At 62.7% G+C, this 13605-nt stretch carries 12 protein-coding genes; 10 read left to right on the top strand and 2 right to left on the bottom strand.

The genetic code is table 11. The annotated features are described in order from the left end of the window. The first annotated feature begins 179 nt into the window (after nt 1-179). Genes tauA through B0G75_RS06575 form a run of 3 tightly spaced genes read left to right on the top strand, consistent with a single transcriptional unit; the run spans nt 180 to nt 2907 of the window. Nucleotides 180-1202: a taurine ABC transporter substrate-binding protein gene (gene tauA, locus B0G75_RS06585; protein ID WP_106302252.1), complete on the top strand. Its 1023-nt coding sequence runs from the start codon at nt 180-182 to the stop codon at nt 1200-1202. Nucleotides 1203-1243: 41 nt separating this feature from the next. Beyond that, a complete protein-coding gene (locus B0G75_RS06580; RefSeq protein ID WP_106302249.1) occupies nt 1244-2041 on the top strand; it encodes a taurine ABC transporter ATP-binding protein in 798 nt (265 codons plus the stop codon). Further along, the gene (locus B0G75_RS06575; RefSeq protein ID WP_106302246.1) at nt 2038-2907 is read left to right on the top strand and encodes an ABC transporter permease subunit; all 870 of its coding nucleotides are present in this window, start codon (nt 2038-2040) and stop codon (nt 2905-2907) included. Before B0G75_RS06580 ends, B0G75_RS06575 begins: the two co-directional genes overlap by 4 nt. 27 nt (nt 2908-2934) lie before the next feature. On the opposite strand, the gene B0G75_RS06570 is transcribed toward B0G75_RS06575, so the two are convergent. Next, the gene (locus B0G75_RS06570; protein ID WP_106302243.1) at nt 2935-3618 is read right to left on the bottom strand and encodes an HAD family phosphatase; all 684 of its coding nucleotides are present in this window, start codon (nt 3616-3618) and stop codon (nt 2935-2937) included. 216 nt (nt 3619-3834) lie between these two features. Between B0G75_RS06570 and B0G75_RS06565 the strand changes: the two genes are divergently transcribed. After that, a complete protein-coding gene (locus tag B0G75_RS06565; RefSeq protein ID WP_106303625.1) occupies nt 3835-5502 on the top strand; it encodes a Na/Pi cotransporter family protein in 1668 nt (555 codons plus the stop codon). A 31-nt stretch (nt 5503-5533) separates the two neighbouring features. Here the strand turns inward: B0G75_RS06565 and B0G75_RS06560 are convergent, their stop codons facing one another. After that, on the bottom strand, nt 5534-6304 hold the full coding sequence (locus B0G75_RS06560) for a DeoR/GlpR family DNA-binding transcription regulator (RefSeq protein ID WP_106302239.1): 771 nt from the start codon (nt 6302-6304) through the stop codon (nt 5534-5536). A 566-nt stretch (nt 6305-6870) separates the two neighbouring features. Between B0G75_RS06560 and ugpQ the strand changes: the two genes are divergently transcribed. The 6 genes from ugpQ (at nt 6871) to B0G75_RS06530 (ending at nt 13568) form a co-directional block, all read left to right on the top strand. After that, nucleotides 6871-7659: a glycerophosphodiester phosphodiesterase gene (gene ugpQ / locus B0G75_RS06555; protein ID WP_106302237.1), complete on the top strand. Its 789-nt coding sequence runs from the start codon at nt 6871-6873 to the stop codon at nt 7657-7659. Nucleotides 7660-7764: 105 nt separating this feature from the next. Then, entirely contained in the window at nt 7765-8880 is a 1116-nt protein-coding gene (locus tag B0G75_RS06550; RefSeq protein ID WP_106302234.1) for an ABC transporter substrate-binding protein, read from the top strand. 144 nt (nt 8881-9024) lie between these two features. Beyond that, nucleotides 9025-9963, top strand: a complete 939-nt coding sequence (locus B0G75_RS06545) for an ABC transporter permease subunit (protein ID WP_106302231.1) — start codon at nt 9025-9027, stop codon at nt 9961-9963. Continuing rightward, nucleotides 9960-10751, top strand: a complete 792-nt coding sequence (locus B0G75_RS06540; protein ID WP_106302229.1) for an ABC transporter permease — start codon at nt 9960-9962, stop codon at nt 10749-10751. Before B0G75_RS06545 ends, B0G75_RS06540 begins: the two co-directional genes overlap by 4 nt. 59 nt (nt 10752-10810) lie before the next feature. Further along, nucleotides 10811-11881 (top strand): ABC transporter ATP-binding protein, encoded by a 1071-nt coding sequence (locus tag B0G75_RS06535; RefSeq protein ID WP_106302227.1) that lies wholly within the window; start codon nt 10811-10813, stop codon nt 11879-11881. A gap of 406 nt (nt 11882-12287) precedes the next feature. Then, entirely contained in the window at nt 12288-13568 is a 1281-nt protein-coding gene (locus tag B0G75_RS06530; RefSeq protein WP_106302225.1) for a dicarboxylate/amino acid:cation symporter, read from the top strand. Nucleotides 13569-13605 lie beyond the last annotated feature (37 nt).

Below are 13605 nucleotides of genomic sequence, written 5' to 3'. Positions count from 1 at the left end.
CGCCATCATTCGCTGGAACTGCCCGACTGCCCACCCCAGCAGTCGCCGCTAACCGACCGAACGTGAAAAGCAATGCTCAAACAGCGTGATTAGCAATCGCGGATTAATTAGAACCGGCCGCGAACAAACTGCCTATAGTCGAAAGCCTCCCGAACAACACCTGCTCAAGGGGCTTCCCGATGAACCGCATCCTCCGTCCGCTTGCCGCGTTTGCTACGCTGCTCGCATTGTCCGCGCCGTTTGCTTCCGTGGCGCACACCGACACCAAAGAAGTGGTGATCGCGTATCAGGACATGGTGGTGCCCTGGCGTTACGCGCAGGCGACAGGTGAAGTGGAGAAAGCCACCGGCTACAAGGTCACCTACCGCAAGCTCGGCAGCGGCGCCGACGTGATCCGCGCGCTGGCCTCCGGTTCGGTGCAACTCGGTGAAGCCGGCTCGAGCCCGATCGCCGCGGGTCTGTCGCAGGGCGTGGATATTTCGTTGTTCTGGATTCTCGACAATATCAACGACGCCGAAGCGCTGGTCGCACGTGATGGCTCCAATGTAACGAGCGTTGCCGGCCTCAAAGGCAAGAAGATCGGCGTGCCGTTCGTATCGACGTCGCACTTTCATACGCTGGTTGCGTTGCAGAGCGTCGGCGTGAATCCGTCCGACGTCAAGATCGTCAATCTGCGCCCGCCTGAAGTCGCGGCGGCGTGGGAGCGCGGCGACATCGACGCGACGTATATCTGGGATCCCGTGCTCGCCAAGGTCAAGAAGAACGGCAAGGTGCTCATTACGTCGGGGCAGGTCGCGCAGCAGACCGGCAAGGCGACCTTCGACGGCTTCGTCGTCGATCGCAAGTTCGCCAGTCAGAACGCCGAGTTCGTCGCGCGCTTCGTGAAGGTGCTCGCCGCGACCGACGCAAGTTACCGCGACCACACATCCGCATGGACGGCAGCGTCGCCGCAGGTGGAGGCAGTCGCCAAAGAGTCCGGCGCGAACGCGCAGGAAGTGCCGGCAAGCCTGGCGTTGTACGCGTTCCCGACGCCGGCGCAGCAGGCTTCGAATGCATGGCTCGGCGGCGGCGCGCAATCGGGCGCGGCGAAGTCGCTGGCCGCCACTGCGGCGTTTCTGAAGACGCAAGGCACGATCCAGAACGTGCTGGCCGACTATTCGACCGGCGTCGATCCGCAGTTCGTGCGGCGTGCGGCGCATTGATCGTCGCGCACTGTTTCCCATTGGCGTCATGAGGTCCGGCGATGAGCGGTCTTGAGATCCGGCGACTGCACGTCGCCTACGAAGGCGCGCGCGGCGTGGCGCCGCATGTCGCGCTCGCCGATGTCGATCTACGTATCGAACCCGGCGAGTTCGTGGTCGCGCTGGGCGCGTCGGGCTGCGGCAAGACGACCTTGCTCAACTGCATTGCCGGCTTCATCCCGCCGACTGAAGGTGAAGTGAGATTAAACGGCGAACCCGTGCTCGGACCAGGCGCGGACCGCGGCGTCGTGTTTCAGAAGTATGCGTTGATGCCCTGGCTCGATGTGCTCGACAACGTCGCGCTCGGTTTGCGCTTTCAGCGTGTGCCGAAGGCGGAGCGCGAGCGTATCGCGCTCGACATGCTGAAGCTTGTCGGACTCGAGAAGCATGCGCGCTCGCGGGTCTATGCGCTGTCGGGCGGCATGCAGCAGCGCGTGGGCATTGCCCGCGCGCTCGCAAGCGATCCGCAAGTGCTGCTGATGGACGAACCGATGGGCGCGCTCGACGCCATGACGCGCGAGTCGATGCAGGAGCTCGTGCTCGATGTCTGGGGCCGCACACGCAAGACAGTGTTCTTCATCACGCATAGCGTCGAAGAGGCGCTCTTTCTCGCGACCCGTCTCGTCGTCATGACGCCGGGACCGGGCCGCATCGCCGATAGCTACGACCTGCCGTTCGCACGGCGTTTTCTGCAGACACGCGATGCGCGCGCGGTGAAGTCGTCGGCGGATTTTATCGAATGGCGCGAGCGGCTGGTGCATCGGCTGCATGAGCGCAAGCAGGACGAGGTGCTGTCATGACGGCTTCTCGCGAATCATTGGGTGACGTGCCGCTCGCGCAGACCGGCAAGCGCCCGCGGCAAACCGGGCGGCCCGTGCACGGCTGGCGTCTGCCGGGCGAAGGTCCGACCGCCGTGCTGAGTGCGCTCTCGGTCACGACGCTCGCGGCATTGTGGTGGCTTGCCACGCATCTGCACTGGTTGCCGCCGCTATTTCTGCCGACGCCGGAAGCGGTATGGACCGCGTTTCTCGACGCGTGGCACGGCCGCATTCAAGGCGGTTTGCCGCTCTCGCAGCATCTCGCTTGGAGCGCTTTGCGCGTGTTCGGCGCATTTGCGCTGGCCGCGCTTACGGCGGTGCCGGTCGGTATCCTGATGGGCGTGAGCCGGGTTGCGCGCGGCCTTCTCGATCCGCCGCTCGAGTTCTATCGACCGTTGCCGCCGCTCGCTTACCTACCGCTGGTGGTGATCTGGTTCGGCATCGACGAAACGGCGAAGATCGTCGTGATCTATCTTGCCTGTTTCGCGCCGATTGCCATGGCCGCGCGCGCCGGTGTGCGCAGCGCCACCATCGAGCAGATTCATGCGGCGTATTCGCTCGGTGGCCGCTTCCCGCAGATCGTGCGGCATGTGGTTTTGCCCGCAGCGTTGCCGGAGATTCTCACCGGCCTGCGTATCGCAATCGGCTTCGGCTGGACAACGCTGGTCGCCGCGGAAATGGTCGCGGCCACTGCGGGCCTGGGTCAGATGGTGCTCAACGCGTCGAGCTTTCTACGTACCGACGTGGTGGTAATGGGCATCGTGCTGATCGGGCTGATCGCTTGGCTGTTCGATCTCGGTATGCGCGCGTTGGAGCGGCGGCTCGTGCCGTGGAAAGGGCGCGTGTAAAGCGGCAGTGGCCGCACAAGTTCACACTCAAGCAAACAGCTCGATCACCGGCCAGCCGCGTTCCGTGGCGATGGCACGCAAACGCGCATCAGGATTGGTCGCGACGGGATTCGTGACGCGCTCCAGCAACGGCACGTCGTTGATCGAATCGCTATAGAACCAGCTCTGCGGGAAATCCTGCAGACGATGGCCGAGCGAGGCAAGCCAGCTCTCAGTACGCGTGATCTTGCCCTCGCGGAAGGTGGGCGTGCCGACCGCCATCCCCGTAAAACGCGCCGACGGGTCGCCGCCTTCGGTGCCAAGCTCGATTCCCAGCAGATGCTCGAAACCGAGCGCCTTGCCGATCGGCTCCGTGATGAACACATTAGTTGCGGTGACGATGCAGCACAGGTCGCCCGCATCCAGATGGCGTTGCACGAGCGCGCGCGCTGCCGGCAGAATGGCCGGCGCAATCACCTGCTGCATGAACTGCGCATGCCACGTGTCGAGTTGCTCGCGCGAGTGGCGGGCAAGCGGCGCAAGCGTGTAGTTCAGATAAGCGGCCATGTCGAGCGTGCCGGCCACGTACTGCTGATAGTAATCGTCGATTTCCTGCGCGTGCCGCGCGGCGCCTTCTATCCCCAGTCCGGCAATGAAGTGGGCCCACGCCTGATCGCTATCCAGCGGCAGCAACGTGTGATCCAGGTCGAACAGCGCAAGGTTACGGCTCATCCAGAGTTCTCGTGGTTAGGTGGTCGAGTGGCCGGACTCGCCGCATGACTGACCATGAGCCCGCACACAGCAATCCGCAGCTTTACCGAGCCTATATTTAAAAGCACAAAAATACAATAAGGCAAAAATATGCAACACTACTGTCATACGCCCCGGGTGCCGGTTCGCGCGGCATGCGGTTCGGTCATGGCAGCAGGAATGGATGCGCAGTGCCTTATGTTGATTCTCCTAAACCTTCTGGCCGGTGTGGCGCTCCTCGTGTGGGGGTCGCACATTGTGCGCACCGGCATCCTGCGAGTCCTCGGCGCCGACCTGCGCAGCGTGCTGGGGCGCAGCACCAGTAGCCGCTGGCGGGCTTTTCTCTCGGGTGTCGGCGTGACGAGTCTCGTGCAGAGCAGTAATGCCACCGCGGTGATCGTCACGTCGTTCGCAGCGCAGGGACTCCTGCCGCTCACCAGCGGCCTCGCGATCATGCTCGGCGCAGACGTCGGCACCGCGTTGATGGCGCGGATCCTCACGCTCGATCTGTCCTGGTTGTCGCCCATCCTGATTCTGCTTGGCGTGCCGCTCTTTCTGTCGCGCAAGCAAACCCGTCTCGGCCAGGCCGGCCGCACGTTGATCGGCCTCGGTTTGATCCTGCTGGCGCTGCGCCTGATCGTCGAAGCCGCGCAGCCGATGATGCACGGCGCCGGCGTGCGCGTCATGTTCGGTGCGTTGACCGGCGACACCATGCTGGACGCACTGGTCGGCGCCGCGTTCGCCATGCTGTCCTATTCGAGTCTTGCCGCGGTGTTGCTCACCGCAACGCTCGCCTCGTCCGGCGTAATTTCGCTGAAGGTCGCGCTGTGCCTCGTGATCGGTGCGAATCTCGGAAGCGGCCTGCTCGCGCTGCTGGGCACCGTCGCTCAAAACGCGGCGGCGCGGCGTCTTGCTTTGGGCAGCTTTGCGTTCAAGCTGGCCGGCGCGCTGCTGATCCTGCCGTTCACTTCGCTGCTCGCGCGCGGTCTGCCGGTGCTGATCGCGAATCCGCGTGAAGCGACGGTCGGCTTCCACCTGATCTACAACACGCTGCGTTGCTGCGCGTGCCTGTCGCTGATCGACCCGGTGGCGCGTATCTGCGTGCGCGTGTTGCCGAACCGGCCGGTGCCGGGCGGTGAGCTGCGGCCGCTCCATCTGGATGCCACCGCGCTGTCCACACCGACGCTCGCGCTCGCGCATGCCTCACGCGAGGTGCTGCGGATCGGCGACATCGTGCGATCCATGCTCGATAATGTCGCGGATCTGATCCATCAAAACAATCTCGACAAAGCACGCGAAACGGTCCGCATGGACGACGACGTGGACGAACTCTATGCCGCCGTCAAAAGCTATCTGACGCTGATCTCGCGCGAGCAACTCGACGAAGCCGACAGCCGCCGCTGGACCGACATCATTTCATTGACGATCAACCTGGAGCATGCGGGCGACATCATCGAGCGGATCGTGGGGGACATCGAGGAAAAGAAGATCGCTCATCGCCTGTCGTTTTCGGAAGAAGGGCTGGGCGAACTGGACGATTTGCAGGCGCGGCTCGTCAGCAATCTGCAGCTCGGCCTGTCGGTGTTTCTGAACAACGATCTGCGTTGCGCCGAGCGCCTGCTCGCGGAGAAGGAGCGCTTTCGCGATCTGGAGCGCGCGTATTCGTACCGGCATCTGGACCGGCTCGCTGGACAGACCTTGCGAAGCATCGAGACGAGTGCGCTGCATCTCGATCTGATCAGCGACATGAAGCGGCTCAATTCGCTGTTCTGCTCGACCGCCTATCCGGTACTCGACGCCGCCGGCGCGTTGCACGACACGCGCTTGCGCAAGCGTTCGCTCGATACGATGCACGTGAAGGAATAACGCCCGAGCGTCCTGACCCAAGCCCTAAGCCCTAAGCAAGCACGATCTCTTCGAGCTTCTTCTTCAGCGATGCAAAATCGGCGGCTTCGGCCGCTTTTTTGTTGGTGACGAGCACGTCGATCCGGTCGACCGGACAGTACGAGATACGGCTGCGCTGGCCGATCTTGCTGTAGTCGGCGAGGATGACCACGCGGTCCGCGTTGGCGACCATGGCGCGCGCCACCTCGGTTTCGGCGTGATCGTAATTGGTCGCGCCATGCCGGTGATCAATGCCGACCGGCGACAGCAGCGCGAGGTCCGCGCGATAGCGCTGGATGTCGAGCACGGTGGTCGCGCCGGTGGTCGCCATGGCGCGGTCGCTGATCGAGCCGCCGAGCAGGATGACTTCGTTGGCGGCTTCGGTCTGATCGACCGCGCCGCGCATCTTGAGTGCGACATCGATCGAATTGGTGACGATGGTGAGGTTCGCGAGCTTCGCGAGTTCTTCGGCCAGCGCGGCGGTGGTGGTGCCGGCGTCGATGAACAGCGTCTGGCCGCTCGCGATCAAACCCGTGGCCGCCTTCGCAATCGCCGTCTTGGATTTGACGCGCATGTGCGCGCGTTCGGCGATCGGCGCTTCGTCGGCGGGCTTGATCGCGCCGCCGTGCACGCGCCGCAGTTCACCGAGCGCTTCGAGATCGAGCAGGTCGCGCCGCACGGTTTCGCGTGATACCCCGAGGTCCGCCATGATCCGTTCCGTGGACACGCGTTGCAGCGTGGACAGCAACGCGCGAATTCTTTGATGACGGTCTTCCTGCCACATTCATTTTTCCCTAATGCGTACGCGCGTTGGTTCAGCTTGTATTTAACTCCGACATCGTGGTCACGAATGTGTGTCCGGACGATGTCAAGCCTACTACTTTAGTCGAATTGTGTTGTATTTTTTTGGCAGCTTGCAAGTTTGTGTATTTCAACTTAGCCTTCGCAGATCGAAGCGCGCAGCCTATTTTGAACATCAAATGTTCGAAAAGGAATTGAAATTGCCGGTTTCGAGCATTTCGCGGTGTTTTTTGGCAATTTGACTGACCCGTGCCATCGCCATAATGGGTCTTGCGGTTTGCCCTCCAGGCGATAGCTCGGTGATGTTTCGCGCTGCGGGATGGCTGCACGCTTCGTCATCCTGACAATGATATTGCAACGCACGGTGCGATGGATGCATCGAGTGTATGCCCGGCTTTCGCAACGCTTGCCTTGGCGCGATACTACGCACGGGCTCGCGCCTGGAGGCAACATGAGGCCCCGCATGCCTCACGTTGGCCGAGGCGGCGGTGACGGCCGGGAACGTGTCGAGAGCATAGTCAACCCGCTCTATCTGAAAGGTAACGAGACGTGGGAAACGGGATTAATCGCACCTTATCCGCAGACTGGCCTTATCCGCGACTGGCCGCCCATCGCTGCGGCGGCACGCTGGCGCCGGAAAACACCCTCGCGGGTTTCGACGCCTGCGTGCGCTACGGCTACCGCATGGTCGAATTCGACGCCAAGCTATCCGCCGACAACCAGCTGTTCCTGCTCCACGACGACACCCTCGAGCGCACCACCAACGGCCACGGCGCCGCCGCCGAACACACATGGCAGCAGCTGGCAACGCTCGATGCCGGCTCATGGTACGGACCGCAATTCGCCGGCACGCGGTTGCCGACGCTCGCCGAGGCGGCCGAGCGCTGCGCGCGCGACGGCATTGCCGCCAACATCGAAATCAAGCCGTGTCCGGGCCGCGACGAGATCACCGGCACGTTGGTGGCAAGCGGCGCGCTGACCTTGTGGCAAGGACAGAAGACGCCGCCGCTGCTGTCGTCGTTTTCGTTCGAGGCGCTCGCCGCCGCGCGCGACGCCGCGCCTTCGGTGCAGCGCGGCATGCTGTTCGACGAAATTCCTGACGACTGGCTGCGCATCGTGCGTGAACTGGACTGTGTGTCATTTCACGCGAACCAACGTTATCTCACCGAGCGGCTGGTCGCGGAGGTTCACTGCGCCGGCCTGCGCGTGCTCGCCTACACCGTCAACGATCCGGCGCGCGCGCAACTGCTCGCGCAGTGGGGCGTCGACATGATTTGTACAGATCGCATCGATACACTGCAACACGACATGTTCCCGGCGCCGGCCAACCCGGCCTGAACATGGTGCGGGCGCGCAAGTGCAACCATGCACGCGCGCGCTCTCTGAAGCTCGAACTAGAAATTTTCCAAACGTAGCAATTTCGGCAGAGGATGGGGAAAGACTATGAACCGCACCGCGTTAGCTCGCTTACTTTCGATGTCGGCCGTTGCGGGTGTCGCCGCCGCCGGCGTCAGCAGCAGCGTTTCGGCCGCGCCGCTCGACGCACTGATCGCCGCCGCCAAGCAGGAAGGCCAACTCACCGTGATCGCGCTGCCGCACGACTGGTGTAACTACGGCGAACTGGTGGCCGGCTTCCAGAAGAAATACGGCATCAAGATCAACGAACTGAATCCGGACGCGGGTTCGGGCGACGAAGTCGAAGCCATCAAGGCGAACAAGGGCAACAAGGGCCCGCAGGCGCCCGACGTGATCGACGTGGGTCTGTCGTTCGGTCCGTCGGCGAAGGCCGAAGGATTGCTGCAGCCGTACAAGGTCGCCGCGTGGAACTCGATTCCGAAAGAGTCGAAGGATGCCGACGGCTATTGGTATGGCGATTACTACGGCGTGCTGGCGTTCGAAGTCAATGCCGACATGATCGACAAGGCGCCGTCCGACTGGAGCGATCTGCTCAAGCCCGATTACAAGAACGCCGTCTCGCTGGCGGGCGACCCGCGCTCGGCCAACCAGGCGATCCAGGCCGTGTACGCCGCCGGTCTGTCGCAAAGCAAGGGCGACGCGAGCAAGGCCGGACAGGCCGGCCTGACGTATTTCGCCAACCTGAACAAGAGCGGCAACTTCGTGCCGGTGATCGGCAAGGCCGCGTCGCTCGCGCAAGGCACCACACCGATCGTCGTGCGTTGGGACTACAACGCTTTGGCCGACCGCGACACGCTGAAGGGCAACCCGAAGGTGAATGTGGTGATTCCGAAAACGGGTGTGGTCGCCGGCGTGTACGTTCAGGCGATCAGCGCTTACGCGCCGCATCCGAACGCAGCCAAGCTGTGGATGGAATATCTGTACTCCGACGAAGGCCAGATCGGCTGGCTGAAGGGCTATTGCCACCCGATGCGCTACAACGAGCTGGTGACCGGCAAGAAAGTGCCGCAAGCGCTGCTCGACAAGCTGCCGCCGCCGTCGGCTTACAAGAACGTGGTGTTTCCGACGCTCTCGCAACAGGACGCGTACAAGGAGACCATCACGAAGCACTGGGACGAAGCGGTCGGCGCGAACGTCAAGTAAGGCGTAGCGCGTAGGTCGCGGCGGCAGCAGAGCAACGCGCCGCGACAAAAAACCGTAGCGTGAAGTTTTCCGCCCCGGCGCGCCGCCGCTCGTGATGAGCGCAGCGCGCCGGATGCGTTTGCCAGATTGCCCCAAGGGTGAGCTATGAGCGCTTCATCGGATGCCGGGTCGGTGCAGCCGGAATTGCTGGTTCCGCCTGTGCCTACCCCAACGCCTCGCGTCGACGGTCCGGGTCGCGCGTCGCAGTTACTCGCCTGGATCGGCGTGGTGCCGTTCTTTACGTTCGCGCTGCTGTTCCTGATTCTGCCGACCGGCTTCCTGATGGTCGGCGCTTTCCAGGACCCGCAAGGCCACTTCACGCTCGCCAATTTCCGCGACCTGCTCCAGCCAACCGTCATGGACGCGTACTGGATCAGCTTCAAGGTGAGCGCGGCGTCTTCGCTCGGCGGCGCGGTGATCGGTTCGCTGCTCGCATGGGCGGCGGTGCAGGGCAAACTGCCCGGCTGGATTCGTCCGACCTTGATGACGTTTTCGGGCGTCGCGTCGAACTTTGCCGGCGTGCCGCTCGCGTTCGCTTTCATCTGCACGTTGGGGCGCGTCGGGCTCGTCACCGTGCTGCTGAAAAAATACCTGGGCTTCAATCTTTACTCGACCGGCTTTAGCATCCTGAGCTTTTCCGGCTTGACGCTGACCTATCTGTATTTCCAGATTCCCTTGATGGTGCTGATCGTCACGCCCGCGCTCGACGGTCTGAAGCGCGAATGGCGCGAGGCCTGCGACTGCCTCGGCGGCACCGCGTATCAATACTGGCGCTACGTCGCGCTGCCGGTGTTGTGGCCAAGCGTGCTCGGCGCCGCGCTGCTGCTGTTTGCCAATTCGTTCGGCGCGGTTGCCACGGCCTACGCGCTGACCGGCAGTTCGCTGAATATCGTCACGATCCTGTTGTACGCGCAGATTCGCGGCGACGTGATGCACAACCAGAACCTCGGCTATGCGCTCGCGCTCGGCATGGTACTCGTCACCGGGCTCTCGAATGGCGGCTACATCTGGCTGCGTTCGCGCGCCGAAAGGGGGCGTCGATGAAAAGCCAATCGCGCGTGGGGGCGTGGACCGCGATGATCGTCGGTTCGCTGTACTTCCTCATTCCCTTGATCGCGACGTTCGAGTTCAGCCTGCGTATGAAGCGCGGCATCTACAGTTTCGAAGCGTACAGCGTCGTGCTCGGCGATCCTCGCTTTCAAGCGTCGTTCGGCTACTCGATTCTGATGGCGCTGCTGACGATCGTGGTCGGCGTGCTGCTGGTGGTGCCGACGGCTTACTGGGTGCAATTGCGGTTGCCGAGGCTGCGGCCGGTGGTCGAATTCATCACGCTGCTGCCGCTGGTGGTGCCCGCCATCGTGATCGTGTTCGGTTATCTGCGCATCTATAACAGCAGTTCGATTCTGCCGCTCACCGGCAACGAGCGCGCCACCGACCTGCTGCTGGTATTCGGCTACGTGACGCTCTCGCTGCCGTACATGTACCGCGCCGTCGATGCCGGTCTGCGTGCGGTCGACGTGCGCTCGCTTACCGAAGCCGCCGAGTGTCTCGGCGCGAACTGGCCGACGATTCTGTTCAAGGTGATCTTCCCGAATATCCGCTCGGGCATTCTGTCCGGCGCGTTCCTCACCTTTGCGGTGGTGATCGGCGAGTTCACGCTGGCGAGTCTGCTCGACCGTCCGGCGTTCGGTCCGTATCTGCAGTTGATCGGCGCGAACCGCGCGTACGAGCCGTCGGCGCTCGCGATCATCGCGTTCGTGATCACGTGGGCGTCGATGGGGCTGATTCAGGTATTCGGCTCGGCCCGCGCGATGAGCGGCCAGAAAGTATGAGCAATGAGTGTGACCAACGAGTTTGATCCAACGAGTTTGACGGACTGAGGCAGCGAATCATGGCATTCCTTGAGATCGAAAATCTGCATAAGTCCTTCGGGGCGAACATTGCGCTGCATCACTTCGACATGAAGATCGAACGCGGCGAGTTCATTACTTTCCTCGGGCCCTCCGGCTGCGGCAAGACGACGGTGCTGCGCATGATCGCCGGCTTCGAAACACCGACGCGCGGCATCATCCGGCTCGACAACAAGGACGTCACGCACCTTCGCACGCGGCAGCGCAAGGTCGGCATGGTGTTCCAGTCGTATGCGCTGTTTCCGAACATGACGGTGGCCGAGAACATCGGCTTCGGGCTGAAGATTACGCATCGGCCGCAGGCGGAGATCAACAGCCGCGTCGAAGAGATGCTGCAACTGATCAAGCTGCCGCATCTGGGCGGGCGCTATCCGTGGCAATTGTCGGGCGGCCAGCAGCAGCGCGTGGCGCTCGCGCGCGCGCTCGCCGGCAAGCCGCAGGTCTTGCTGCTCGACGAGCCGCTTTCCGCGCTCGACGCCAAGATCCGTATCTCGTTGCGCCAGGACATTCGCGCATTGCAGCGCGAACTCGGCATCACGTCGATTTTCGTCACGCACGATCAGGAAGAGGCGCTGTCGATTTCCGACCGCATCGTCGTGATGAACGAGGGCCGCGTCGAACAGATCGGCTCGCCCTCGGAGATCTACAACTTTCCGCGCACACGCTTTGTCGCGTCGTTCGTCGGCACGCTGAATATTCTGGCCGGGCACGTGGTGGATCCGGCCACCGGCAGGATGGTGGTGGACGGCCAGGAACTGACCACGACGCAAGAACTGCCGTCGGACGATGCGGGCAAGAAGCGCCTGCTCGCGCTGCGGCCCGAAGCGATCGTGCTGGAGCCGGCCGCGCCCGGCCGCAACACGCTGAACGCCACCGTCGAAGAAGTGAATTTCCTCGGCGCGGTGGTGCGCATCAGAACCCGCGTGAAAGACGCCGTGATTTCGCTCGACGTATTCAACGATCCGAATCGCGGTTTGCCCGAACGCGGGCAGCCGGTGTCGCTCGGTTTCTCGCACGAGAATCTGCTGGTGCTGGAAGAGGGCGGCGTTTAGAGACCAGCAAGCTGGAAGGCGCGCTTGCCGCCTGGCAACGCACGCCATAGAAAGCCCCTACGGGTTATCCCGAGGCCGTCGTCCCAATGGATTCCGGATTCCCCGACAGTCTTTGTCCGGATTTCCAGAATCCCGGACGGCGTGTATGCTGGATCGCCAGAAAACCTATAAAAATCAAGGCCTCGATCCAGACATCGAGCTGGCATCGACCTTGCAAAATAGAGCACGCGGCCGCAACGGTCCGACAACTACAGCAAGGAGACAACGATGTCCGATTTCCCTTCCCGGTATTTCTGAATTTCGTCCCTTGTCGCGGCCTAATGCCGTGCACAGGCGTGACGACTATTCGTTCGCATGATGCGCAGCGTGGCAGGCCATTGAGCTCATCCACATCGCAGGAACCATCGTGAAGAAACCTATCCACAAAGTGCTGTACGTCCAGGTGATCGTGGCGATCCTTATAGGTATCGCGCTCGGCCATTTCTATCCGGATTTCGCCGTCGACATGAAGCCGCTCGGCGACGGCTTCATCAAGCTGATCAAGATGGTGATCGGACCGATCATCTTCTGTACGGTGGTGACGGGTATCGCCGGCATGGAGGACATGAAGAAGGTCGGGCGCGTAGGCGGCAAGGCGCTGCTGTACTTTGAAATCGTCTCGACCTTTGCGCTGGTGCTCGGCCTGATCGCCACGCACGTGCTGAAACCGGGCGTCGGCTTCAACATCGATCCGGCCACGCTCGACGGCAAGGCCGTCGCCTCGTATGCCGCGAAAGCGCACGGGCAGACCACGGTCGACTTCCTGATGCACCTCATCCCGGACACGCTCGTGTCGGCGTTTGCGCAGGGTGAAATCCTGCAGATTCTGCTGATCGCGCTGCTGTTCGGCGCGGTGCTCGCCACCGCTGGTGAGAAAGGCAAGGTCGTGACGAGCTTTATCGACGGGCTCTCGCATGTCCTGTTCGGCATTGTGCGGATCATCACGAAGCTGGCGCCGATCGGCGCGTTCGGCGCGATGGCCTTCACGATCGGCAAGTACGGTATCGGCTCGCTCCTGCCGATGCTCAAATTGATCGGCACGTTCTATCTGACGTCGATCGTGTTCGTGGTGGTCGTGCTCGGCCTCATTGCGCGCGCGGTGGGTTTCAACATCCTGCGCTTCGTGGCGTACATCAAGGAAGAGATGCTGATCGTGCTCGGCACGAGCTCGTCCGAAGCGGCGCTGCCGCAACTCATGCTGAAGCTCGAAAAGCTCGGCTGCTCGCGTTCGGTGGTGGGCCTCGTGGTGCCGACCGGTTATTCGTTCAACCTCGACGGCACCAACATCTACATGACGATGGCCGTGCTGTTCATCGCGCAAGCCACCAACACCGACCTCACGTGGACGCAGCAGCTCACGCTGCTGGCGGTGACGATGCTGACCTCGAAGGGCGCGAGCGGCGTGACCGGCGCGGGCTTCATCACGCTGGCCGCAACCCTGGCCGTGGTGCCGACCATTCCGCTGTCGGGCATGGTGCTGATTCTCGGTATCGACCGCTTCATGAGCGAATGCCGCGCGCTGACGAACATCGTCGGCAACGGCGTGGCGACGGTAGTGGTGTCGGCTTGGGAAAGGGAACTGGACCGCAACAAGCTGAACGCCGCGTTGCGTGGCGATGTGCCGGTCAAAGAGCCGGCCGGCGTTTAAGCCGCGCAATCGGCAACGCCTTCTAACGTAACGCTCA

Source organism: Paraburkholderia sp. BL18I3N2, assembly GCF_003001875.1.
Taxonomy (GTDB): domain Bacteria; phylum Pseudomonadota; class Gammaproteobacteria; order Burkholderiales; family Burkholderiaceae; genus Paraburkholderia; species Paraburkholderia phytofirmans.
This window is presented reverse-complemented; position numbering and strand designations above follow the sequence as displayed.